The organism is Gramella sp. KN1008 (assembly GCF_004332155.1).
In the GTDB taxonomy this organism is placed as follows: domain Bacteria; phylum Bacteroidota; class Bacteroidia; order Flavobacteriales; family Flavobacteriaceae; genus Christiangramia.
In genome coordinates this window covers 62,767-87,819 of record NZ_SJDV01000010.1, presented here as the reverse complement: position 1 = coordinate 87,819, position 25,053 = coordinate 62,767, and the positions used below count along the sequence as shown (strand labels likewise).

The window sequence follows — 25,053 nt, the reverse complement described above, 5'->3', positions numbered from 1 at the left end:
TAAATTCTTATTAGTAATATTTGCATCGTTCCTAGATCTGTTACATGAGACTAAACTTATTTCTACAATTTTTTTTTATAATTCTGAGCTTTGAAGTTTCAGCACAAAGGATTGATTACCAGTTGAATTTTGAAGGGTTAGGGCAGGTTTATTCCAATGAGAGGTCTCCATTTTGGCTGCATACAAATAAAAAGGGTAGAATAGATGAAAAAAGTCATATATCGACACTTTTGACAGGTTCGGGAATACTACAGATAGGAGATTCAACTCATATTGAGCTAGGGATTGGAACTTTATATAAGGATGGCTTTGAGGATGGAATAAAACTGGACGAAGTTTATTTTGAATTTAATTCTCGAAAAGTCGGAATGATTTTGGGCAAAAAACACAAGAAAGATATATTTCAAGGGTTAAGTGCTACTAATGAAAATATTCTTTGGTCATTAAATTCCGGGGCTATGCCCGGCTTACAAATTTATACCAGATATCCCATTTTTTTGGGGAAGGAACATGGGATCGGAGTTATGGCAGAATTAGAAGAATATTTAATGGATGATAATAGATATGTAGAAAAGACTCGACTTCACCATAAAAGTTTTCATTTGGTTTATAAAAGTCCGAATGATTTTCAAATTGCTCTGGGGGTTCAGCATTATGTACAATGGGCTGGTATCTCTCCTACTTATGGAAAACTCCCCAATTCTTTTATTGATTATACAAGGGTTTTTTTTGGTATGGCCGGTGATAATGGAGTGGGGGGAGAAGAAGTAAATGCTCTTGGAAACCAACTTGGTAGTTATGAAATAAGGCTTAAATCCCAGCTGAATGGATTGGATTTGCAATTTTTATACAATCATATTTTTGAGGATGCCTCCGGAATGAAAATGGGAAATTTCCCTGATGGGAGATATGCTTTATACATCGAGGATAACCGCGATACATTTTGGGGAACATCCTGGTTAAAGGCGTTGATGTACGAATTTTATTATACAAAAAATCAAAGTAGGAGCAGAAAAAGTTCGGAAGTGGACGGAGGGGATAATTATTTTAACAATAATCTTTATCGTTCAGGATGGACGTATGATAATCAGGTTGTTGGAGTGCCATATATACTGCTTAATGAAAACAGATTTAGGATTGCTAATAATATTTTGTTAGTTCATCATTTAGGTTTAAAAGGTGAATTTTTTAAAAGTATTCCCTACCGTCTTATTTTAAGTTATAGAGATTATGGCCTCACAGATACCAATAATCCAAATAATAAAGAGATTTTTTCTGGTTTAGTGGAGTTTGACTTTATAAATTCAGCATATAAAGTTAAAGCTCAATTGGGTTATGATATCTCACCGACTGAAAGTCCTAATTTGGGAGTGGGGATAAATTTCACAAAAGCTATTTTTTAGATAGGAAATTATATTTTTTTTGTATTTTCATCTCCAGCCCAATCAACCTATAATTTAACCTGTTAACCTTGTATTCGAAGACTGATACTTCTCAGAGGAAGGTTCAGGCTTTTTTCAGGCTCGGTAGAAGTTTTAAGGTGCTGGCTTTTAATTCAGCCGCCCAAAGTTTCTGTGAGAAAATTCTGAAGAAATGTCTGCACGAAGATGCGTATTTTCCTAGTCTCTTTGGTAATCAAAGCAGAAAGGTAGAAGATAAGCTGGACAAAGCATTTGGCGGAAGTTTAGAAATATGTCATATTTCATTTTCTTCAGATTTAGGCAGCTATCAAATTTTTCTCTCACCGGTTCTGGATGAAAATGATCAATTTTCCAGTCTCTCGGTCTCTATTAAAAAGCTAGAGTCTCAGGAAGATTCCCTCAACGGGGAAAAACTAATGCTTCAGAAAATTATAGATAATATCCCCGATTATATTTTTGTAAAGGACAGGGAACATAGATCAGTTCTTTTTAATAAGAAGTTTTCTGAAAATATTCTGAATAAGAATCAGGAAAACATCTATAAAGGTCAAACTCCTTTAGATTATTTCGAAGAAGAAAAGGGAAAAAAAATTATAGCAGATAATGAGGAGGTAATGAGAACCGGAAATCCGGTTATTAACAGATCGGATGTAGTTATTACTACAAGTGGAAAAGAGGAAAGAGTACTGCTAACTAAAGTCCCGTTAAAAAATGAAGAAAATACTGTTACAGGGCTTATAGGTATAGCCAGAGATGTTACAACCGCTTATAATCAGGAAAAGAAAAAAGCACTTGTCTTCCAGATTATGAAGGGCTTTGGTGATTTTGAAGAGCTTAAGGAATCCATGATCCATACACTTAAGCAGCTCTGCACCCGGTTAGGTTTTGATTATGGAGAAGCTTACAAAATGAGTATGGACGGAAATAATCTTATCCGTACGGCTTTCTGGCCGGAAGATCAGGATCTGTTTGGAAAGGAGCGGGGTAGTACTTATCAGGTTGGGGAAGGACTGCCCGGAGCGGTCTGGGAATCGAAGAATATTCAGTTTATAAGAGGGAGCAATCCATTGCTGAATAACATGGTGCTGGAGGGAAAAGGTAAAATAGAATCGGCTGTTGGCATTCCCGTAATCTTTCAGGATAGGATAGTTGCTATTTTATGCCTTGGCTCTGTAAAAAAAGATAAAGAGATCGAAGTTGATTTTTTACAGGAGATATCAATACAAATAGCTTCAGTTATTGAGGGCAAACGAAGCCAGGATCAGCTGAGTAATTTTTTTAATTATTCATTAAACCTTATTGCTGTAGTAGGGCTTGATGGTTTTGTAAAAGTGGTAAACCCGTCTTTTGAATATAAATTTGGTTATAGCAGCGATGAAATTTTATCCCGGCCATTTGTGGATTTTGTACATCCCGCAGACCTGGAAAAAGTCTATCAGGCTATGAACGATCTAGCCGTTCCAGATGAAAAATTTGAGATCAGGTGCAGAAAGAAGGACGGAACTTATTTATGGATCTCCTGGCGTTTTTCTCGTTTCTTTAAAGATGAGAATATTGTATATGTATTCGGAACTGATATTACACCTCTAAAGGAAGCTAATGCACAATTAGCTGTACAAATAGAGGAGAAAAATAATATACAAACTAAACTCCAGTTATCTGAAGAGAAATATAAAAGTCTTTTTAATATTAACCCTATGCCCATGTGGGTTTTGGATAGGGAGCATCTCAGGTTTTTAAGTGTTAATCAGGCTGCTATAGATCTGTATGGGTTTTCCAGGGAAGAATTTCTTAATATGACCGTGGAAGATCTTTGGGCTCCAAAGCAGGAAAAACGTATTAAAAAAGTTGTAAACGATAATAAGAACGATTTCTTTAATGTAAAGGTAAAACATATTACCAAAGATGGCAGATTCCTTTATGTTAGTGTGAAGAGCAATCCTCTTATTTATGACGGAATAAAAGCCAGGGTATCCCTTGTAAATGACATTACCGCCATGGTAAAGGCGGAAGAGAAATTGAGGCATAGTGAGAAGCGATTTAAATCACTTGTGCAGGAGGGCTCTGATCTTATTTCTATAATGGACTGCAACTATAATTATATTTATAATAGTCCGGCTTCTAAATGTGTCTTTGGAATGGACCCTGGCCAAATGAACGCGACTAATTTCCTGGATTATATTCATAAAAGGGATCTTCCTAAAGTAAATGAATACCTTGCCGGATTGAAAACCCATAAAAGAATCCAGTTACCTCCTTATAGAATTAAGAATGCTAATGATCAATGGCGCTGGATAGAGACGATAATCACCAATCTTAAAAATGATGATGCGGTGGGAGGAATTGTTATGAATTCCCGGGATATCACAGAATTTGTAAAGCAAAAGAGTCAGCTTCTTGAAAGTGTACAACGCTATGAAGTGGTATCAAAGGCCACCAGTGATATTATAACCGATTATGATATTGAAAAGGATGAGGTGACAGTCAATAAAGCTGCCACTAAAATGCTTGGATATGCTATTGATGAAATTGGTAAAACTGGAGCGTGGTGGGATGACAAAATCCATCCGGAAGATCTGGAAGGAGTTAAGGAGCTTGCCCGAAGAATGAGGAGACACAAAATCAGGAATCTTACTACCGAATATCGTATGAGATGTAAGGACGGCTCATATAAATATATACTGGACAGAAGTTATGTTATTACTGATGATGAGGAGAACCCCAAACGAATTATCGGCTCTCTGCAGGATATAACCGAACGGAAGAAACATCTTCTTGCAATAGAGGAGCATAATAGAAAACTGAAGGAAATAGCCTGGACTCAGTCGCATGTGGTAAGAGCACCTCTGGCGAAAGTATTGGGTCTGGTGGACCTGCTTCTCAATTATAAAAATGACCTGGATAACGTGGACGAATTGCTCCAAAATATTTTAAATTCAGCCTATGAACTGGATAAGATTATTAAACAAATAGCCACGAAGACAGAAGAACATTTATAACCCTAAAGAACCCTGCACATGTTACGCACAATTATCATAGATGATGACCCCATAGTTACCTTTCTTCAAAGTAAGATGGTTAGTAAAGCAGGACTTGATGAAGATCCGACTGTTTTTAAGGATCCTCATGCGGGACTTGACTTTTTACAAGAAAATTTATCGCCAGAGGATAATATTCATTACTTGATAATGTTGGATATTAATATGCCTTCTATGGATGGATGGGAATTTTTGGAAAAGCTCAAGGAGGTGCCCAATAATGAGTTTTGCCATGTAGTAATGGTAACTTCATCAATTGATCGAAGAGATAAGAGAAATGCTGCGAATGACGAACATGTGGTGGATTTTATAGAAAAACCCGTTTCGGCCAAACATTGTAGCAAATTAAAGGGGATAAGTCCCTTATCCCGGTTTTTTAAGGAAAATTAAGATCTATCTTTTGCTGAAGAGGATTAGCATTCTGGATCTTTTCTTCCGCCCATTCTTCTTCTTCCGGCTCTGGTCTTTCAGTTTCTTCATTTACTGATTTTGCCGTAGGTCTGTAATTTAATTTGATGTACATGGGGAAATGATCGGAACCAATATTTCTTTCCCGTGCGATTTCCACCAAAGTAAAATCCTTGGTATGAAAAACGTGGTCTAAAGGCCATCTCAGTAAAAAATAATCGGCATGAAAGGTATTGAAAAAGCCACGCCCAATTCTTGGATCCATCATCCCGCTCATTTTGAGAAATAATTTGGTAGTGCGCGACCAGGCTACATCATTAAGATCTCCAATGACCATTGTAGTCTCTTTATCGGCATCCAAATCCCTGCCTAACATTAATAATTCTGCATCTCTGTTTGTGGAGGTTTCACTTTCAGTGGGACTTGGAGGCATGGGATGCAGACAGTGGATTTTTACTCTTTTTCCGTTTCCAAGGACTACATATGCATGAATGCTGGGAATGTCCTCCTGAACTATATTGCGAACCTTGATATCTTCTAATTTTAATTTAGAATATAAATGCATCCCATAAAGATTATCCTTTGGAATTTTAACTGTGTATTTATATTCATCTTCCAGTACCGAGAGTTCGTTTTCCCACCTTTTATCGGTTTCCAGGGTCAAAAGAATATCTGGTTTCCTTTCTTTTACCAGCGCAATAAGCTTGTCGCTTCTTTTATTAGGTGTTAGCACGTTGCTCACCAGCACCGAAATAGTTGTCCCCGGCTCACTTCCCTGAAATCTCAGAACCTGCTTTTTATGAAGATAAGTATAAGGATATACTTTGACTAACTGGTAAGTGAGGCTTAATGAAAGTATTAAAATAGCTATAAGATGCCAGGCTTTGGAGAAATCATAGTATATAAATGAAGCTGTTATTATACCTGCCGTTAGAACGCTTATCTGGATACGTGGAAAATCGAAACCGCGTATCCACCAGTGGTCATACCTGGTAATAGAGGCAAGAGTAGGAATACACATTAAGACCGAGAAGAATATAATTATAATCTCTCCAATATTCATATTTTAAATATTTAAAAGGAATAAGTCATTCCAATACCTTTTGTGTCAATCCCTGTTCCAAGCAAATTATAGCCCGCCGTGGGATATATCTCCACATTTTTATTATCCACTTTATGGATTTCAGGAACTAAGATACCGCAAGCAGCCCCAATTCCAAAGCCTATGATGTTATCTGTTAAAAAATGTTTACCTGCTTTAGTTCTAAGGTAGCCTACATAGGCCGGAACTGCTATTGCACCCGCCCAAACATATGGGATAGCTGGCGAATCGGGATTAAAATCATGAAAAACCTTGGCCGTAAAGAAGGTTGCAGCGGCGGTAGCTGCAGTATGTCCGGCAAAAAAGGAACGCTGAGCATCATTATCGAGTCTTTCTTCCATGGGTAAATCTTCGTTATAAACAAGCGGCCGACTTTTCTCCACAGCACCGGCGGTAATGGAAAAAGCCGCTCCGGTAGTGGCCATGGTTTCAACAAAAAGTACTGAGATCTGGCCAAAATTCTTTCTTTCATCTTCACCGGCTAAAAAGAGCAGGGGCGTAGCAAATGACCCAAAGAAGGGCAGGTAACTTAATTCATCTGCTTTTTTAGAATAATTTCCTGCAGCTCGGCGATCTATCTTCCATATATTATCCCTGTCAAGTGCTGCCAGATCGGCCTCACTGAGACCTGGTTTGTTCTGTATGGTATAAACTCCCAGAACATTAAGTCCTATACCTCCAGTTATCCAGGTAGCGTCCTGCCAGAAATTCGTTTCATAAGGAGAATTCGTTTCCTGTGCTATTACGTTAAATGAAACCAGGCATATAAATAGGAGGCAGATATAATTCTTCATAGGTTAGATTTTTTTTCAAATCTCTTTTATTCTGAAGAAAAATGCAGAATGATTAAGAAAAGAATAACAATACAGTCCCGGTACTGCAAAGAATTCATTTAACAAAAGTTTAGTTTGTGTTTATATGGCAGACTTTCACTTTCTGTATAAAATGAGTTATTTTTAAGAATATGAAAAGGAATGTAGATAAGGAAATTAGAGGTTTTATTTTCAACAAGTATGATGAACCTGAAAAATCTCCTTTTGATAAATTGTTTGAGATCTTCAAGGAGATCATCACTCATACCTCGGGTGACCTTGATGAGGCACTGGAGTGGATGAAGCAGTTGGATGAAGAATATCAGCTAACCGATGAAGATTATACGCTGGATGACTTTGTTGATGACCTTAAGAAAAAAGGTTATATAAGAGAAGAAATAGATCAGAATGGTGGCGGTAAAATGGCTATTACTGCCAAAACCGAAAGAGCTATAAGGCAGCAGGCACTCGAGCAGATCTTCGGAAAACTTAAAAAAGGTTCCGCAGGTAGCCATAGAACGAGTCATATTGGGCAGGGAGATGAGCATACCGGCGATTTCCGGGAATTTCAGTTTGGTGATTCCCTTTCGCGTATTTCAATGACCGAAAGTCTCCGTAACGCCCAGATAAACCATGGGATTGGTGATTTTAAAATGTCTGAAGACGATCTGGTAGTTGAAGAAACTCACTTCAAATCTCAGATGAGTACGGTGCTCATGATAGATATTAGCCATAGTATGATATTATATGGTGAAGATAGGATCACCCCGGCAAAAAAAGTAGCCATGGCACTTTCAGAACTTATAACCACACGTTATCCGAAAGACACCCTGGATATTCTGGTTTTTGGAAACGATGCCTGGCCTATCTCCATTTCAGAACTTCCTTATTTAAAGGTTGGCCCTTATCATACAAATACTGTTGACGGGCTACAGCTGGCTATGGATCTGCTTCGACGAAAAAGGAATACCAATAAGCAGATATTTATGATCACCGATGGAAAGCCCAGTTGTGTAAGGGAAAGAGATGGTAGTTATTATAAGAACAGTATGGGGCTTGACCCTTATATTGTGGATAAATGTTACAATATGGCCAGACAGGCCAGGAAACTGCATATTCCCATCACAACATTTATGATAGCACAGGATCCTTATCTAACCAGGTTTGTACAGGAATTCACCATTGCAAATCAGGGTAAAGCTTTTTATACAGGTTTAAAAGGCCTGGGTGAAATGATATTTGAGGATTATGAGATAAACAGAAAAAAAAGAATAAGAGGCTAAGAAAGAGAATATATGGATAAAGGAAATATTAGAACATTAGGGGCTTTAAAAAAAGCCGGTTACCAAAGTAAAAGCATAAAAGACGAGCTTAGGGATAACCTGAAGGAAAAGATAAGGAATAAAGAAAATGCCTTTGAAGGAATACATGGTTATGAATACAGCGTGATCCCCGAATTGGAACGTGCAATTCTTTCCCGGCATAATATCAATTTTCTGGGACTTCGCGGACAGGCAAAGACCCGGCTCGCACGCCTAATGGTAAATCTACTGGATGAATGGATGCCGGTGGTGGAAGGCTCAGAGATCAATGATGACCCGTTAAGACCTATAAGTCGCTACGCAAAAGACCTTTTAAACACGAAAGGAGATGAAACTCCTGTATCCTGGATCCATAGAGATGAAAGATTCTTTGAAAAACTGGCGACTCCAGATGTTACCGTGGCAGATCTTATTGGTGATGTAGACCCTATTAAAGCAGCTAATTTACGATTGAGTTATGCCGATGAGCGCGTAATACATTTCGGGATGATCCCACGTGCGAATCGCAGTATTTTTGTAATTAACGAGCTACCCGATCTACAGGCAAGGATCCAGGTCGCACTTTTCAATATACTTCAAGAAGGGGATGTCCAGATACGGGGTTTCAAATTAAGACTTCCGTTGGATATGCAATTTGTGTTTACCGCTAACCCGGAGGATTATACCAACAGAGGAAGTATCGTTACTCCGCTTAAAGACCGTATTGGTTCCCAGATACTCACTCATTATCCTGAGAGTATTGAAGTAGCCAAGGTCATTACTGCGCAGGAAGCCCAGCTAGATGATCGCCAGAAAGAACTGGTGTATGTTCCCGAGATCGCCAAAGATCTGCTTGAGCAGATAAGTTTCGAGGCCAGGGATAGCGAATTCATAGATCATAAGAGCGGGGTGAGCGCAAGAATGAGTATCACGGCTTTTGAAAATCTTTTAAGCACGGCGGAAAGGAGAGCGATTAAAAACGGTGAGGAACAAACCATGCTTAGGTTTGGCGATTTTCTGGGAGTCATACCTTCTATAACTGGGAAGGTTGAACTCGTTTATGAAGGCGAGCAGGAGGGAGCTGCTTTTGTTGCTCTGCAGTTAATAGGAGAAGCAGTGAAGACATTGTTCCCGAATTATTTTCCCAAGATAGAGAAACTGAAGAGACCAGATGAAACCACCCCATATGATGATCTTGTTGAATGGTTCTTTGAAGGTTCAGGCTTTGAACTACCGGATGACCTTCCTGAAGCTGAGTATAAAGAAAAACTGGATTCGGTAGAACCGCTTAATGAACTCATTCAAAAATATCAGCCGGAGGTGGATGATAAGGACAAATACTTCATGAAGGAGTTTTTACTCTGGGCTTTGGTAGAGTATAAAAAGTTAAGCAAACATCGATTTTCAAAAGGCCTTCAGTTTAAGGATCTTTATGGAAGTTATATCAGTGGCCTCTGATTTCAGATTTACAAATCATTAAAAAACAGCCCGGTAAATTCTATTATCGGGTTTTTTATTTGGATAAATTATTAATCTCATAATTCTTAATAGGATTTAAGTGAAAAGTTTTGCCGCTAATTTTATTTGAATACCTTTATTCAAGTTTTCAAAGAAAAACTGTGAGAAATCTTCAAAAAAATATCAATATCACTGCCGGGAAAATTCCTTTCCGAATGCGTCTTATTGGTATTATTATGATTACAGGTATTACCCCTTTTGGGGTTCTTGCTATATAATTTCCGTCCGTACCTGTATATTTTAATCTCTTATTAATCTTATTAATTTTAAACGGTTTCAGTTATGCATATCCTGAAATTTGGAGGTTCGTCCCTCGCTTCACCAGAAAGAATAAAACTGGTTTCAAAAACTATTCAAAAACATCTGGAAGATGACTCTGTGGTCACCGTTGTCTCCGCTTTTGGCGGAGTGACCAATGATCTTTTATTAATGGCCGAGCTTGCGGCAAAAGAAGACCTTAGATACAAGGAGATCCTTGAAAAGAACGAAAAACGTCACCTGGAAGCTGTGCGGGAATTGATTCCAGTGACCGCCCAGAGCAGTATACTCAGCAAGGTAAAAAATCAGTTTAACCGACTTGAAACTCTTTACGAAGGAGTTTTTTTATTGAACGAACTTTCCGATAAGACCCGTCATGTGATTTCCGGTTTTGGAGAGATCCTTAGCTCAATGATAATCGCTGAATATTTCAAAAGCCTGAACAATAACACTCTTCTTGTGGATTCCCGTGAGTTAATAGTTTGTAAGAACCTAAGTGAAAAGGTTCAGGTTAATTATGAAAAGACCAATACGAATATTACCGGTTTCTTTAAGAAAAATGATGCTGATCTTTATATAGTTCCAGGTTTTGTTTCGAGAAATGATCAGGGTGTTCCAAGTACTTTAGGTCGCGGAGGCTCCGATTTTACTGCAGCCATAATCGCCGGGGCTCTGGATCTTGAAAAAGTACTTATCTATACCGATGTCAACGGTATGTTTACGGCAAATCCTAACCTGGTACCTCAGGCTTATTCGTTAAAGGAAATCTCATATGAGGAGGCTATGGAACTCTCGCATTTTGGTGCCAAGGTTCTCTATCCGCCAACACTTCAGCCATTGCTGGATAAGAATATAGAAATACATATCAAAAACACTTTTGAACCGGATCATCCCGGAACCTTAATTTCCAAATCGAGTAAGAAGAATTTTCGCTGGGTGACAGGTATTACCCATATCGATTCCATAAAACTACTTAATATTGAAGGAAGTGGCATGGTGGGAATTCCAGGTTTTTCAAAGCGTTTCTTTGAAGTTCTATTCCAGGAGAATATCAATGTGGTGCTTATTACTCAGGCCTCATCAGAACATAGTATCTGTATCGCGGTGAAAGCCGATGAAGCCGAACAGGCCAAGGAAGCCATCGATGAGGCTTTTGAAGTTGAGATAAATTATAAGAAGATAAAGCCTGTTGAGATCGAGGATAACGTGGCAATTATAGCACTGGTTGGTGACAGGATGAAGAGCCATCATGGGCTTAGCGGAAAAATGTTCAGTGCTCTTGGTAATAACAATATCAATATAAGGGCGATCGCTCAGGGTTCTTCGGAAAGGAATATCTCGGCGGTCATTGCCAAAAAAGATGTAACAAAAGCTCTGAATACGCTGCATGAGCAGTTCTTCGAGGTGCCTTCAAAAGAGATGAACCTTTTCATTACAGGAGTTGGGAATGTTGGCAGTAAGCTGATAGATCAGCTTAAGAAACAGGAAAATTATCTACTTGAGAAATTAAGACTGAAAGTCAGGGTACTTGGACTTTCCAATTCCCGAAAGATGCTTTTCAGTGAGAACGGGATAGACCTTGAGAACTGGCAGGAAGAATTGGAAAATGCTGAGGAAGCCGATAAAAAAGGATTCTTCGAGCGGGTGAAGGAATTTAACCTAAGGAACAGTGTTTTTGTAGATAATACGGCCAGTCCTGAAATTTCAGGTTGGTATAAACATTATCTTGCTAATTCCATCTCGGTGGTGACCTGTAATAAAATAGCCTGTGCCGATGCTTTTGAGAACTATCAGAACCTGCAGGACCTGGCCAGGGAATATGGAGCCTCATTCCTTTATGAGACTAATGTAGGGGCCGGACTTCCAATTATTGATACATTACAGAACCTTGTGGCGTCAGGTGACCGGATCACAAAGATTCAGGCGGTCCTTTCAGGAAGTCTTAATTTTGTATTCAATAACTATGATGCGTCGGAACCTTTTTATAAGGTAGTGGAAACGGCCATGAAGGAAGGTTATACCGAACCCGATCCAAAGATCGATCTGAGTGGGGTAGACGTGGCCAGGAAGATTCTTATCCTTGCCCGTGAAAGCGGATATCAACTGGAACTTGAAGATATTGAAAGAGATGACTTCCTTTCTCAGGAAAGTCTTAATTCAGAATCGAATGAGAAATTCTTCGAATTGCTTCAACAGGATGAACCTGAATTCAAGAAGATGTATGCAAAAGCCTCTGATAATAATGCAGAATTGAAATATGTTGCACAGCTTGAAGATGGAAAAGCCAGGGTAGGACTACAGGAAGTTGGAGCAGACCATCCTTTTTATGGTCTTAGCGGAAGTGACAATATTGTATTATTTTTCACTGAAAGATATCCTGAACATCCATTGATCGTGAAAGGAGCCGGTGCTGGTGCTGAGGTGACCGCATCAGGAATATTTGCCGATATCATAAGGGTAGGAAAGAAATAGATATGGAAGAAATAAAAGTTTTTGCGCCGGCAACCGTTGCCAACCTTTCCTGCGGATTTGATGTTCTCGGGTGTTGTCTGGATTCGGTAGGCGATGAAATGTCTGTTAGAAAAAATGACCTTAATGAGGTTAGGATCACGAGGATTACCGGGCAGGATCTTCCGGTAGACTCTGATAAGAATGTGGCCAGTGTAGCCGTGAAGGCACTCCTGGCAGATCTTGAATCTGATCAGGGGTTTGATATAGAGATCAATAAAAAGATAAAACCCGGCAGCGGAATTGGTAGTAGTGCTGCAAGTTCTGCCGGGGCAGTGTTCGCTGCTAATAAACTGCTGGGAGAACCTTACCAGGCAAAGGATCTTATTCCTTTTGCCATGCAGGGCGAGCTAATAGCCAGCGGAAACGAACATGCCGATAATGTTGCACCGGCTTTATTGGGAGGTTTTAGCCTGGTACGCAGCTATTGTCCTCTGGAAGTCCTTAGCTTACCGGTCCCTTCCCAACTGAGAATGGTGGTATTGCATCCTTTGATCGAGATCAAGACTAAAGATTCCCGCTCCATCATCAAGCAAAATGTCAGCCTGAAATCAGCCATAAATCAGTGGGGGAATCTTGGCGCATTAGTAAGTGCACTTTATACTGAAGATTATGATCTTCTGGGCAGAAGTCTGGAGGATGATATCGTTGAGCCTGTTCGCTCTATCCTTATTCCTTATTTCCAGGAACTTGATGAGCTGTCTGTGGCAAACGGAGCTTTAGGTTTTGGTATTTCTGGTTCCGGACCTTCGGTATATGCACTATGTAGAGGAGATGAAAATGCAGAAAGAGTAAAACAGGCAATAAAGGAGTTTTATGAGAAAAAAGGGATCGAATTCGATCTTCATCTTTCAGCAATTAATAAAGAGGGAGTAAAAATATTATGAAATATTTCAGTTTAAACAACCGGGACCACGTAAGTAATTTTGAAAATGCTGTAATTAGGGGGCTTGCCCCGGATAAAGGCCTTTATTTCCCCGAGGAAATTGTGAAACTACCCGAATCATTCTTTAAGAAACTACCTGAACTAAGCAAAACCGAAATTGCCTTTGAGGCTATAAGGGATTATGTAGGTAGTGAAATTCCGGATGATGCTCTGGAAGAGATCATTAACACTACCCTTGATTTTGAGTTCCCCGTAGTTAAGGTAAAGGAGGGAATAGGAAGCCTGGAACTTTTCCACGGGCCTACTCTTGCATTTAAGGATGTGGGAGCCAGGTTTATGGCGGGAAGCCTTGGATATTTTATAAAGAAAGGAAATATCGGGAATGTTACCGTACTTGTAGCCACCTCAGGTGATACAGGAGGAGCCGTGGCTAATGGTTTCCTGGGAGTAGAGGGAATAGATGTTGTGATCCTGTATCCAAAGGGAAAAGTAAGCGAGATCCAGGAAAAACAACTAACGACCTTAGGACAAAATATTACCGCCCTTGAAGTAGATGGAGCTTTTGATGAATGCCAGGCGATGGTAAAACAGGCTTTTCTGGATGATGAAATCTCCGAAAAACGAAAACTTACCTCGGCCAACTCTATCAATCTTGCAAGATGGTTACCACAGATGTTCTATTACTTTCTCGCGTATAAACAACTACAGGAAAAGCACGAAAAACTGGTGTTTTCAGTACCCAGTGGAAATTTCGGAAATATTTGTGCCGGGATGCTGGCGAAAGAAATGGGATTGCCCATCGATCATTTTGTAGCATCAAATAATGCAAACGATACCGTGACAAGTTATTTGCAAACTGAAGTCTATAAGCCAAAGCCGAGTGTCCAGACTATCTCTAATGCCATGGACGTAGGTGATCCTAGCAATTTTGTACGTATACTTCAACTATTTAATAACGAATATCTTTCCCTGAAAAAGAATCTTTCGGCTTATAGTTTTGACGACATACAGACAAAAAATGCCATTAATGAGGTCTTTAATGAAACCGGTTATGTAATGGATCCACATGGAGCTGTTGGTTACCTGGGTCTTCAGAAATTCCTGAAAGACAAAAGCGGATATTATGGAACTTTTCTGGAAACCGCTCACCCGGTGAAATTTTTAGATACTGTGGAGAATGTGATAGGTGAGAAGGTGGCCATACCCGATTCAATAGAAAGGATAAGGCATAAGGAAAAAAAATCCCTTCAAATCAGCAACTACGAAGACCTGAAGGGATATTTATTGAGTTAATATTTGGCGGGCTCACCTTCGCCAGGCAATGTGTTCTGAATAAATTCTCTCAGATCATCATTTGCCTTTTTAAGGTCCTCGCTTCGCAGGTACATCATATGGCCGCTTCGGTATCCCTTAAAGCTGAGGCGGTCTTTCATTTTTCCGCTTGGGTCAAGCTGCCACATTGAGTATTTCGCATTGAAATAAGTAGTGGCTCCGTCAAAATAACCCGACTGGATCAACACATCGAGGTTTGCATTCTGCGCCATCGCCTGTCTAAGGTTTTCTCCGGTATTATTTCCGCTTCTGTCCCATGGATGAACCGGCCCGAACATGAAATATTTAAGATCTGTCTTAAATTTAAGTTCTTCCCTTAAATAATAATTGATTGCGGGAGTAAAGGAATGCAGCCATGAAGTGAGTTCCGAATTATAATCAGGACTATCTCCGGATTCTTTGGCGTCCAGACCTCGGTATCTTGAATCAAGGCGTCCTACAGAGAAACCTTTATCTTCCCGCAACAATTCTTTCCAGAAATACCTGAAAGGAACTTCAAGGTTATTCTGGAGGATCACTTTTTCTGAAATTCCCGAATAATAAGCCATTTTTTGAGCTGCTTCCTGTTTTTTCGAATCTTCGGTAAACCCACCTTTTACAAGTACAGGTAATAATTCATTTATAGCATATTCTTCAACCTCCGGTAGTAATTCATCCAGATCTTTGCTCTGAAGTTCCTGTGGTAAAGCATTGTGATACCATGCTGCTGCAGCAAAATATGGCAGGCGGTTCGCGATCTCGACCGGGCCTTCACGATCCAGGCCTATTTCGGTTGGAGAGACAAGGATCACCCCGTTAAGGTACATCCACTGGCTGTTCTGTAATTCAAGGGCCAGACCTGACACCCTGGTGGTACCATAACTCTCCCCAATGAGGTATTTTGGGGATAACCAGCGGTTCTTTCTTGTAACAAAAGTATTCAACCATTCGGCCAGGTATTCTATGTCTGCCTGAACTCCGAAGAATTTTTCGCGGTGAACTTTTCCTTCTTCATCAGGGATGGGGCGGGAATATCCAGTATTTACAGGGTTTACATAAACTATATCGGCCACATCCAGGATTGAATGTGGATTTTCCTTTATCCCGTAAGGCTGTACAGGAAAACCTTCATCATCTATTTTCAGTACGCGAGGCCCGGTATAAGCGATATGCATCCATACCGAAGCCGAACCGGGCCCACCGTTAAAGGAGATCACCAATGGCCGGTTTTCTGTGTTCTTAATTCCGTTTCTTGTGTAATAAGTATAAAATAAACTCGCAATTGGCTCCCTATCCTCGCTCCACAAAGGCAGCATTCCGGTTTCAGCAGTATATCCAATCCTCTCTCCGTTTATAGTCACCGAATGTTGCGTGACTACGGAAGTATCCAGAGGGATCTCAATTTTCTGGGCGTTTGTGTTTAAAAATGTGAATAGACTTAAGGCAATAAAAAAAGAGATTCTCTTCATATCGATTATGGTATTCTAATAATTAAAGTTAATTCTTGTTATTAAGGTTTTCATCTCTAAAGACGATTACATAACTAAGGACGATGGCTCCCACTGCGGCAAGTATAAAAAATAACATTGCCAGGCCTGGATATCCAAAAATGGTAAAGTCTGAAGGGATCTGCATAAGCATGGAAGCTCCAATGATCATAGCTGCTATAATGAGGCCTAGGGTAATACGGTTGGCCACCTTTTGAAAACCATCGGTAACGCGTTTTTCATCTATGGCGTCTATCTTGATCTTCATTTCATTATTGGCCAGATTTTCAGAGATCCGGTTCATCCGTTCCGGCATTTTCTCCAGGAAGTGTTTGGATTCTATGACGGTACTGAAAAAATTCTCAGGCTTTAGTTCGCTGATCATCTTTTTCCGCATGATATCATGCACGTTTCTTTGGATGGCTGCTCTAAGATCGAATTCGGGATCCAGCATCGCTACGATCTGATCAAGGTTTAACAGGATCTTCCCCAGGATATTTATTTCTACGGGTAATTTTATATGGGTATTAAGTGCAAGCCTGTTGAGTTGAATAAGGATTCTGCCGGTTTGCAGATCTTTAGCCCTGCTGTTTTCGCTTTCCATGATCACATCACTCACGGTTTTCGTGAATTCCTTGGGCTGAGAATCCTCGTCCATCTCACTCATCTTAAGCAGAATGTGAGCTGTTTTTTCCCCGTTACTACGACTTATCGCAAGTAAAAGCTCAATAAGGTTTTCCTGAAGCTTAGGTCCAAAACGGGCCACCATTCCCAGGTCTATAAGAGCTATTCGGTCATCATCTGTAAATTTGATATTTCCGGGATGCGGATCAGCATGCGCAAAACCGTCATTAATGATCTGTTGTAAATAAGCTTCCACCAATTCTTCCACTAATCCTGAAAAATCATTTTCCAATTGTCTCAAAGGAGAAAGTGAGGTGATCTTTTTTCCGCTAACGAATTCCATGGTCAACACCCTTGATGAGCTATAATCATCTACAGGTGCAGGAATAATCAAATGTTCATAATCCTGCAGGTTTTCCTTTAAGGTTTTGAGGTTCTGCGCTTCTTTATGGTAATCAAGCTCGTTGATCAATATCCGCCTTAACTCGGCAAAGACTTCATCTATAGCATAGGTTTTGGCCTTTTCCAGATGTTTTACCGCAAGTTGGGTTAGTTCGTCCAGAGTTTCGAGGTCCTCCATAAACTGCTTCCTGATACCCGGTCTCTGGACCTTTACAGCTACAGGCCGGCCGGAAAGCAGTTCTGCCCGGTGTACCTGACCTATGGAAGCACTGGCGATAGGTTTTTCCTCAAAAGCATTGAAAGCCTTGGAAATCCTGGTACCCAGTTCTTCTTCAATAATCTTTTTTACATCTTCAAAGGGAACCGGGGAAACGTTATCCTGGAGATTGGCCAGAGCATCCAGATATTCATCAGGTAACAAATCTGGTCTTGTAGAAAGAAGCTGCCCAAGTTTGATGTAGGTGGGGCCCATATTTTTCAGATCCTCCACCAGCTCCTCGGGCGTCTGGTCAAATTGTTCGTCTTCATTTTCTTCAGCAAGTTCTTCATCTATGGCTGCTGAAGTAGTTTGTCTGAAAAGGTCACTGTTCCAGTATTTCAGCATGAAATGAATAAACTTGTAATACCTCTTAATCTTATCTGGCTTGTGGCTCATGATTTAAAAAATGGTTAGGGTTCTAAATTTATGAAATTAACCAGTATCAAAAAGAAAGCATGGTGTTTAAATGATTAATATTACTGGGATGACCAAAAAGGTAAAGCAGGTCTCCCTGCTGAATGATGGTTTCTGGCGAGATTTCGGTGAGGTAGCGTTTATCCCGCTGAATGGCCAGAATAGTTACACGGTAATTCTTACCAATGCCTGAATCTTCGATACTTTTTCCCACGATCTTACGATTATCCCGCTGGACTTTGAGGGTAACGATCTCCTTATTAGGAATATTTAGGTGTTGCAGTGCAGGGGAGTGCGGAGCTTTTTTCATGGAAGTAAGCATCTCGTAGTCTGAAGAACGTATCTGATTGATGAATCCCTGGATCTCATCGAAAGGAACCAGATATTTTTTAAGGACCCTGGTAAAGATCTCAATTGAAGTTTCAAATTCTTCCGGTACCACCTCGTCAGCTCCAAGTCTGATTACTTCTGAAATTTCTCTTACATATCTTGTCCTTACAATCACGTTAGCGGTCTTGGTAAACTGTCGTATACTTGAGAGTATTTTTCGGGTCGCCCCCGGATCAGAAATTGCGATCACCACTACCCGGGATTCCTGTATATGGGCATGTTTAAGAAGTGTTGTATTGGTGGCGTCTCCAAAGATAATGGGCTCTTTCTTGGCCTTTGCTTTTTCAAAGGTTTCTGGATTTGTGTCAATTATCACGTAAGGAATTTCGGCCTGCCTGGCAGCTTTGGAAATATTTTCTCCGTTTATTCCGTATCCAATAATCACGAGATGGTCATGAAGGTTTTCTTCTGAAAATTCCTCATCGGCTTTACTACTTCTTTTGATATTCTCCAGTCGTTTTCTTACGGCTGAAGGAATAGGCGCCTTCAGAATAGAATAGGTTATACGCGGGGCGTTCTCAATTAGAAACGGTGTAATACCCATAGTGATGATCGAAATGGCCAGGAAATACTGGTAAATATTTTCTGGAATTATTTCATTTTCTTTCCCCACACCCGATAGAAGTAATGAAAATTCACCCACCTGAAAAAGACTGAACAATGCGAGGAAAATAGTTCTGGCAGGATATTTTAGAATAGCCACCGTAAGTCCTACAACCAGCATTTTTAAAAGGATCACCCCAATGACCAGCAGCAAAATATTGATGATATTGTTAAAAAAGAAATCAAGGTTTAGCAGGGTTCCTACCGATATGAAAAAGAAACTTATGAATATCTCCCTGAAGGGAAGCACATTTGCTGTTGCCTGATGACTGTAATCTGATTCAGAGATTATAAGTCCGGCGAAAAATGCACCCAGTGCCAGGGATAATCCCACTGTGGAAGTGAGCCAGGCTACCCCAAAGCAAAACACCACCACTGTGAGTACAAAGAGTTCCTGGTTCTTTGTCTTTACAACCCATCCGAATATTTTTGGTGCTATGTATCGGGCAAGAATATAGACAAGAATAAGGACTATTAAGATTTTTAATGCCATAATAGCCACTGTGGAAAGAATATTTGGAGTTTCACCGGCAAGGAGCGGAGTGAAAAGCATCATGGGAACCACAATGATATCCTGAAATATTAGGATTCCCAGTCCTATTCTCCCATATGGAGAGGCAATTTCTCCTTTTTCCTGTAATAACTTCAGTACAATTGCGGTGCTGCTCAGACTAAAAAGAAAGCCAAGGAAAATTGAGGTGTTCCAGGGAAGCCCTATAAAATGTGAGATCGCCGCGGTTATTAAAATGGTACCACCAACCTGTAGGCCACCTCCAAGGAATATGATCCTCTTGATAGAGGCCAGACCTTTTAGTGATAATTCGATTCCGATAACGAATAGCAGAAAGATGATCCCGATTTCAGAGAGCAGTTCTACTTCATGTTGTGAACTAATTAAATTAAAGGCATGAGGTCCGGCAATTATTCCTGCGATCAAAAACCCCAGGATGGCTGGTAGTTTTAATCGCTGAAAGATGAGGATTATCAGAATAGATAATCCCAAAATAATGACGATATCCTTTAAAATAGGAATTTCCATAGGTTGGTTAAAATGAATTTTAAATATAAGAAGATAAAGAGGATACACTGAATTTTAACCATAAAAAAAGCGGCAGTAATTATCTGCCGCTTTTTTTCATTAAAGTCTATTAACCTTTTAACCAGGCATTTCGTAGTTCCATCTGTTCTCCATCGGCATTTTGCATCTCTGCAAGCCTTTTTGTTTTAGCTTTGGGAGTGCTTATCACACCTTCTAACAGGACCTCTTCACCGTTACGCTCTACTCTCATGCTAAAAGCTTCGCCTTCTTCCCATTCCTGACTAGCGCTAATCAGATTATAAACGTTCTGAAGGTTATATTCGGTACCATTAATTGATTTAATGATATCTCCTCCCTGTGCTCCAATTTTATCAAGAAAAGTATTAAGCTCGATTCCTTCTCTTACAATGAGCTGCATTGTTTGCTGATCCCCTCTTATATAAGGTGTTTGCCCGTTGAGGAAAAAACCCACCTCGTCCATGATCTCTTTTTCTTGCAGACCGGCTTTCTCAAAGAACTCATAATATGGAATAGGAGTGGAGCCACTTACATAGGTGTCAAAAAAGTCCTGAATCTCAGGATAAGTAAGTTCAACTATTTCAGAGATGAGCTTTTCATCCTCAAAGGGTTTGTTCTTCCCGTACCTGTCGCTCAGTTTTTTCATAAGGTCCAGGATTCCCATCTTCCCACCGCTTAGTTCACGAAGTCTTATATCCAGAGCCATCCCGATAAGAGCTCCCTTCATATAAACATTATAATAGCTGTTCTTATACTCTTCTTCCAGTACATTTTTACTCATTACCGTGAACGGCATGGTATCATCAAAGTTACTGGCGATCTCGATCTTTTCTACCATCCTGTTATAGAACTCCTGGTTGCTTATAAGTCCCTGGTTCACCTGGAAGAGATTCGCAAAGTATTCGGTCACACCTTCATACATCCATAAATGCTGAGACATCTTGGGATCATTATAATCAAAATAATGTATCTCTTCAGAATGTACGTTGAGAGGGGTAAGAATGTGAAAGAACTCGTGCGAAACTATATCTGTCATCGATTGTTCCAGCGAGGCTAGCGAACTACCTTCTGAAAGCACAACGACCGTGGAAGTATGGTGTTCCAAAGCGCCAAAATTACCAGCATCGGGCTTGTCACTTTCAGCCAGGTACAACAGGATCGCATATTTACTGGTATTATCAATTTCTCCCAGGAATTTCTTTTGAGCACTGATCATTTTCTGTACGGAAGGCTTTAGATCCTGAGCAGAAAATTTATCGTTTGGTGAATAAACATCCAGTAGGACTTCCATTCCCTGTACCTGGATTTTTGCGGTATCAGGTTGGGCATACATGATAGGGTTATCTATTACTTCAAAATATCTGTCAAGGCTAAAAATATCGGTACTGCCCCTACCCGTTCCACTATTCATCGTTCTGTCCACGGTCAGGGAAGTGCCGGGAATAAGATCAGAGGGTCTTTGAATTTCCAGGCGATATTCCTTTTCTTTCATATCCTTAAAATAGCCTACAAAGCCATGAAGGTTCAAGAGGAAATTTTTATCCTTCAGAATGTTTGTTCCGGCCATTGAATATACACCACCTTCATTTTCCCAGTCGAAAGAATCATTCACCTGGTAGATCACCTTATCCAGATCCTCGGCATTGGCTATGCTCCAGCTGTTATCATCAAGTTTCACCACCTCCATTTCCCGGCCTTTATAATCCAGAGCTTTGAAGTTTTCAGTGAATTTCCCATAGTTATCAGTGGAATAGGTTCCCGGAACTGTTTTGGGTATGTAAAAAGTGGTGTTTTCGGTTGTAAATCTGTCAGGATCTACACTTACCCATACCTTGTCATCTACAACATCCACCAGGTCTATAGTAGCCACAATGGGCTGTTCTTCCTGTGGTACATTAGGGGTTTTACACGCAAACAGCATAGATACCGCTGCGATTCCGATAAAAAATTTCTTCATAAATAAGTCGTCTTTATTTTATAAGACAGGATTTAGAATAAAATGTTACAAAAAAAGGCGCCCGGAGGCGCCTTAATAAGTTTATAAAAAGATCATTTTATACTCTAACGTGGCCTTCACCCAGTACATAATACTTATTAGTGACAAGTTGTTTTAATCCAAGTGGGCCACGGTGGTGCAATTTATCTGTTGAAATTGCTAGCTCTGCACCAACACCCATCTGTCCGCCATCGGTGAATCGGGTAGAGGCATTATGATAAACGGCAGCACTGTCCACCTGCTCCATAAAGGTTAAAGCTTCATCCTTATCAGTAGTGATAATAGAAGCGGAGTGACCACCTGAATAATGATTTATCTTTTCAATTGCTGAATCCAGACCATCGATTGCTCCGATAACAATTTTCATGGCCAAAAATTCTTCATACCAGGTGTCTTCAGAAGGTACTTTTTCCTCATCGGTGAGTACTTTTGAAACTTCCTCATCTACAAGGATCTTAACTTTATTATCCTGGAAAAGTTGCTGAAGTTCTTTCAGTTTTCCTTCAAAATCCTCTATATTCTTATCTACAAGAACCTTGTCTAAAGCATTACAACCGGAGATCTTATCGATCTTCGCGTTCAGCATCACTTTTTTGGCTACTTCAAAATCGGCATTTTTAGAAACATAGAGGAAGTTATTTCCCCTACCACTTACCAGTACGGCTCCGGTAGCATGTTCTTTTACAAAACCGATCAGTCTTTCACCACCGCGAGGTACGATTAGGTCTAATTGCACTGGCGGGTTTTTCAGGAATTCCTGGGTTTCGGTTCTGTCCATATGCAGCAATTCAATCCAGTTTTTTTCAAGACCGTTTTCTTTAAGTGCTTCATGCCAGCACTCTTCAAGGATCTTATTACTGTTAATGGCTTCCTTACCACCTTTAAGATAGATCTTGTTATTGGCCTTAAAAGCAAGTACGGCTGCCTCGATAGTAACATCGGGTCTTGATTCATAAATGATCAGGATATTTCCGAAAGGTGCTGTTTTATTGGTGATATCAAGACCGGTATCAAGGGTTCTATGCTCAATAACCTGGCCTACAGGGTCATCCTGCTCCATCACTTCGCGAACTGACCGTATCATGTCGTCCACTTTCTTATTGTTAACAACCAGCCTGTCATATAATGCCTGATCGTCACGACTAAAAGCTTCCTGATCTTTTTTATTTGCTTCAACTATTTCCTTGCGTCTTTTGTCCAGGATATTCATCATGGATTTCAAGACATTGTTCTTGGTTTCTGATTTTATCAACTTCATTTCTCGTTTCTTAAGTTTAGTTATGTTATTCTATTTTTTATGAGGTAAACTTTGTACCTACCGGTTTTCCTGCCATTATGTCCAGGATCACATCATCTCGTTTACCATTTGCAATATAGGTAGGGATGTTCTTGGCGGCGGTACCTTTGGCTATCTTGATCTTGGATTCCATTCCACCACGACCTTCGCCTTCGCCTTTGTCTGATTCCTGAACATATTTTTCAACATTCTCATCGATCTGTACCTTATTCAGTTTTTCTGATTCATCATCTTCAGGATGACCTGTATACAGTCCTTCAGTATCACTAAGTATGATTAGTTTTTCAGCTCCGATAAGTTCGGCTACCAGACTGGCAAGTTCATCATTATCAGAGAACATGGACATGGTTACTGACACGGCATCATCTTCGTTCGCGATAGGTATAATCCCTTCGGATAATAGTGATTCATAGCAATTGATCATATTCTCCCTGTGGATTCCTGGACTGAAATCTCTTTTGGTCGCAAGTACCTGCGCACATCTCATTCCGTAGTCGTGAAAAATACTATAATAATGTCGCATCATTCGAGGCTGACCTACTGAAGAATAGACCTGTCTTCTTTTGCTTTCGTCCTTTATACTGATTTCTCCCAGGATTTCCTTTCCGGCTATCGCTGATCCTGAAGATACGAGGACTACCATAATATCCTCTTCATAAAGGGTGGCGATTTGCCTTACAAGACTTTTTAATACCGGTCCTAAAATTCTATTGTCCTTATTGGTCATTACATTTGTGCCGACCTTTACAACAATTCTTCTTTTTTTATTATCCATATTAGTCATTTTATGAGCTAAATATTTTGGTTTTATTTATCTTCTCCCAGTTCTACTGCACGATCAAAAGCCGCATATGCTGCTTCCTTGATTAGTTCCTTAACATTATTATCGTCCATGGAATCCAATGCGGCCCTGGTGGTACCTCCCTTAGAAGCAACTCTTTCCATCCAGGTGTCTGGTGACAGATCGTTTCGGTTGAAAAGTTCAACTGCCCCTTCAAACGTCTGGCTCACTAATACTTTCGAGTCATTTTTAGAGAATCCCATTTTTAGGGCTGCTTCCAGCATGGATTGCATAAAGTAAAATACGTATGCAGGTCCACTACCAGAAATACCGGTGGAGGCATCTATATAATTTTCGTTTTCAACATGAATAGATTCACCTGTGGTATCCAGAAGATTGCGTACCATTAAAAGTTCTACGCGTGAAACTTCCTTAGATTCTGTATAAGAGGTAACTCCTTTTCCAACCTGTGCAGGTAGGTTGGGCATAGACCTTACTACTTTTTTCACTCCAAGACCAGACTGTATCTTATCAATGGTAACTCCGGCCATTAGAGAGACAAAGATTTGTTCCTTATTTACCATAGGTTTCATCTCTTCAAATAGATCATCACAATGGTAGGGTTTAACAGCTATAAAAACCATATCTGCTTGAGGCAGGCAATCTTCTAGTTTTTCATAAACGTCGAAGTAATCCATTTCTCTTAGCCGCGCGATCACATCGGCAGACTTGTCGAATATCATTAGATTTCTACGATTAAGCATAGCCGATTTTGCCATACCTTCAGCGTAGGTGAGTCCCATATTACCTGCTCCAATTACTAGTGTTTTCATTTTATCTTTTTTGGTTCAAATTTTTTATGGCTTTCTGCCATTCCTTTAATTCGGCACATTTTGCGCAAAGACCATGCGATAAAAGCTTTTAAGTAGTTTAAACTGAATTTAGGAACAATAATTTAGGTCGATTTTATGGAAGCTAGCACTAATAAAAACATAAAATCTGGTTAAATATCTTAAATCCTTAGCGGTGTTTTTTATTAATTCCAAAACTATTTGTGGCTGTAATTATGGAATACTGTGTAAAATGCACTCTATTTTGAGGATTTAAAAATCACTTAAATTCCTATTGAAAAAGTTGACTTACTGTATTTCTTAAAAAAATGTTATTTATTTTTTCAGGG

The 25,053-nt window shown here is 39.9% G+C and carries 17 protein-coding genes; 8 read left to right on the top strand and 9 right to left on the bottom strand.

Annotated features, from left to right (window positions below):
- Positions 1-44: 44 nt before the first annotated feature.
- The 3 genes from EZJ28_RS14630 (at position 45) to EZJ28_RS14620 (ending at position 4,849) form a co-directional block, all read left to right on the top strand.
- Positions 45-1,403, top strand: coding sequence for a capsule assembly Wzi family protein (locus EZJ28_RS14630; RefSeq protein ID WP_131399207.1), 1,359 nt, complete (start codon positions 45-47; stop codon positions 1,401-1,403).
- 68 nt (positions 1,404-1,471) lie between these two features.
- Complete coding sequence (locus tag EZJ28_RS14625; protein ID WP_131399205.1) at positions 1,472-4,420, top strand: PAS domain S-box protein; 2,949 nt, start codon at positions 1,472-1,474, stop codon at positions 4,418-4,420.
- Positions 4,421-4,438: 18 nt separating this feature from the next.
- The gene (locus EZJ28_RS14620; RefSeq protein WP_131399203.1) at positions 4,439-4,849 is read left to right on the top strand and encodes a two-component system response regulator; all 411 of its coding nucleotides are present in this window, start codon (positions 4,439-4,441) and stop codon (positions 4,847-4,849) included.
- Here EZJ28_RS14620 and EZJ28_RS14615 read toward each other — a convergent pair.
- Both EZJ28_RS14615 and EZJ28_RS14610 read right to left on the bottom strand, forming a co-directional pair.
- Positions 4,836-5,930: an endonuclease/exonuclease/phosphatase family protein gene (locus tag EZJ28_RS14615; RefSeq protein ID WP_131399201.1), complete on the bottom strand. Its 1,095-nt coding sequence runs from the start codon at positions 5,928-5,930 to the stop codon at positions 4,836-4,838. The two genes, EZJ28_RS14620 and EZJ28_RS14615, sit on opposite strands and share 14 nt — an antisense overlap.
- Before the next feature lie 11 nt (positions 5,931-5,941).
- A complete protein-coding gene (locus tag EZJ28_RS14610) occupies positions 5,942-6,763 on the bottom strand; it encodes a phosphatase PAP2 family protein (RefSeq protein WP_131399199.1) in 822 nt (273 codons plus the stop codon).
- Positions 6,764-6,933: 170 nt separating this feature from the next.
- Here EZJ28_RS14610 and EZJ28_RS14605 point away from each other — a divergent pair, with 170 nt between their 5' ends.
- The 5 genes from EZJ28_RS14605 to thrC all read left to right on the top strand — a co-directional run bounded on the left by EZJ28_RS14605 (position 6,934) and on the right by thrC (position 14,545).
- Positions 6,934-8,064, top strand: coding sequence for a VWA domain-containing protein (locus EZJ28_RS14605; RefSeq protein ID WP_131399197.1), 1,131 nt, complete (start codon positions 6,934-6,936; stop codon positions 8,062-8,064).
- 12 nt (positions 8,065-8,076) lie between these two features.
- A complete protein-coding gene (locus EZJ28_RS14600) occupies positions 8,077-9,540 on the top strand; it encodes a magnesium chelatase (protein WP_131399195.1) in 1,464 nt (487 codons plus the stop codon).
- Between the two features lie 342 nt (positions 9,541-9,882).
- Positions 9,883-12,330 (top strand): bifunctional aspartate kinase/homoserine dehydrogenase I, encoded by a 2,448-nt coding sequence (gene thrA, locus EZJ28_RS14595; RefSeq protein ID WP_131399193.1) that lies wholly within the window; start codon positions 9,883-9,885, stop codon positions 12,328-12,330.
- A 2-nt stretch (positions 12,331-12,332) separates the two neighbouring features.
- Complete coding sequence (locus EZJ28_RS14590; RefSeq protein WP_131399191.1) at positions 12,333-13,253, top strand: homoserine kinase; 921 nt, start codon at positions 12,333-12,335, stop codon at positions 13,251-13,253.
- Entirely contained in the window at positions 13,250-14,545 is a 1,296-nt protein-coding gene (thrC, locus tag EZJ28_RS14585; protein WP_131399189.1) for a threonine synthase, read from the top strand. The genes EZJ28_RS14590 and thrC overlap by 4 nt, the downstream gene beginning before the upstream one ends.
- On the opposite strand, the gene EZJ28_RS14580 is transcribed toward thrC, so the two are convergent.
- From EZJ28_RS14580 to proC, 7 genes are all read right to left on the bottom strand, one after another.
- Positions 14,542-16,032, bottom strand: a complete 1,491-nt coding sequence (locus EZJ28_RS14580; protein WP_131399187.1) for a S10 family peptidase — start codon at positions 16,030-16,032, stop codon at positions 14,542-14,544. The two genes, thrC and EZJ28_RS14580, sit on opposite strands and share 4 nt — an antisense overlap.
- Positions 16,033-16,060: 28 nt before the next feature.
- Entirely contained in the window at positions 16,061-17,731 is a 1,671-nt protein-coding gene (locus EZJ28_RS14575) for an AarF/ABC1/UbiB kinase family protein (RefSeq protein ID WP_131399185.1), read from the bottom strand.
- 46 nt (positions 17,732-17,777) lie between these two features.
- Positions 17,778-19,781, bottom strand: coding sequence for a monovalent cation:proton antiporter family protein (locus EZJ28_RS14570; protein ID WP_131399183.1), 2,004 nt, complete (start codon positions 19,779-19,781; stop codon positions 17,778-17,780).
- A gap of 109 nt (positions 19,782-19,890) precedes the next feature.
- On the bottom strand, positions 19,891-21,756 hold the full coding sequence (locus EZJ28_RS14565) for a peptidase M61 (RefSeq protein WP_131399181.1): 1,866 nt from the start codon (positions 21,754-21,756) through the stop codon (positions 19,891-19,893).
- Positions 21,757-21,853: 97 nt separating this feature from the next.
- Positions 21,854-23,077 carry a glutamate-5-semialdehyde dehydrogenase gene (locus EZJ28_RS14560; RefSeq protein WP_347562609.1) on the bottom strand — a complete coding sequence of 408 codons (1,224 nt, stop codon included), beginning with the start codon at positions 23,075-23,077 and terminating at the stop codon, positions 21,854-21,856.
- A 13-nt stretch (positions 23,078-23,090) separates the two neighbouring features.
- Positions 23,091-23,867, bottom strand: a complete 777-nt coding sequence (proB, locus tag EZJ28_RS14555; protein ID WP_131399177.1) for a glutamate 5-kinase — start codon at positions 23,865-23,867, stop codon at positions 23,091-23,093.
- Positions 23,868-23,899: 32 nt separating this feature from the next.
- Positions 23,900-24,706, bottom strand: a complete 807-nt coding sequence (proC, locus tag EZJ28_RS14550; RefSeq protein ID WP_131399175.1) for a pyrroline-5-carboxylate reductase — start codon at positions 24,704-24,706, stop codon at positions 23,900-23,902.
- Positions 24,707-25,053 lie beyond the last annotated feature (347 nt).

Bases quoted from the DNA above. Each gene is read 5' to 3' on its own strand.
- EZJ28_RS14605 (WP_131399197.1), top strand. From the start codon at position 6,934: ATGAAAAGGAATGTAGATAAGGAAATTAGAGGTTTTATTTTCAACAAG.
- EZJ28_RS14580 (WP_131399187.1), bottom strand. From the start codon at position 16,032: ATGAAGAGAATCTCTTTTTTTATTGCCTTAAGTCTATTCACATTTTTA.
- EZJ28_RS14620 (WP_131399203.1), top strand. From the start codon at position 4,439: ATGTTACGCACAATTATCATAGATGATGACCCCATAGTTACCTTTCTT.
- thrA (WP_131399193.1), top strand. From the start codon at position 9,883: ATGCATATCCTGAAATTTGGAGGTTCGTCCCTCGCTTCACCAGAAAGA.
- proC (WP_131399175.1), bottom strand. From the start codon at position 24,706: ATGAAAACACTAGTAATTGGAGCAGGTAATATGGGACTCACCTACGCT.
- EZJ28_RS14630 (WP_131399207.1), top strand. From the start codon at position 45: ATGAGACTAAACTTATTTCTACAATTTTTTTTTATAATTCTGAGCTTT.
- EZJ28_RS14570 (WP_131399183.1), bottom strand. From the start codon at position 19,781: ATGGAAATTCCTATTTTAAAGGATATCGTCATTATTTTGGGATTATCT.
- EZJ28_RS14610 (WP_131399199.1), bottom strand. From the start codon at position 6,763: ATGAAGAATTATATCTGCCTCCTATTTATATGCCTGGTTTCATTTAAC.
- EZJ28_RS14575 (WP_131399185.1), bottom strand. From the start codon at position 17,731: ATGAGCCACAAGCCAGATAAGATTAAGAGGTATTACAAGTTTATTCAT.
- EZJ28_RS14615 (WP_131399201.1), bottom strand. From the start codon at position 5,930: ATGAATATTGGAGAGATTATAATTATATTCTTCTCGGTCTTAATGTGT.
- proB (WP_131399177.1), bottom strand. From the start codon at position 23,867: ATGGATAATAAAAAAAGAAGAATTGTTGTAAAGGTCGGCACAAATGTA.
- EZJ28_RS14590 (WP_131399191.1), top strand. From the start codon at position 12,333: ATGGAAGAAATAAAAGTTTTTGCGCCGGCAACCGTTGCCAACCTTTCC.
- EZJ28_RS14565 (WP_131399181.1), bottom strand. From the start codon at position 21,756: ATGAAGAAATTTTTTATCGGAATCGCAGCGGTATCTATGCTGTTTGCG.
- thrC (WP_131399189.1), top strand. From the start codon at position 13,250: ATGAAATATTTCAGTTTAAACAACCGGGACCACGTAAGTAATTTTGAA.
- EZJ28_RS14600 (WP_131399195.1), top strand. From the start codon at position 8,077: ATGGATAAAGGAAATATTAGAACATTAGGGGCTTTAAAAAAAGCCGGT.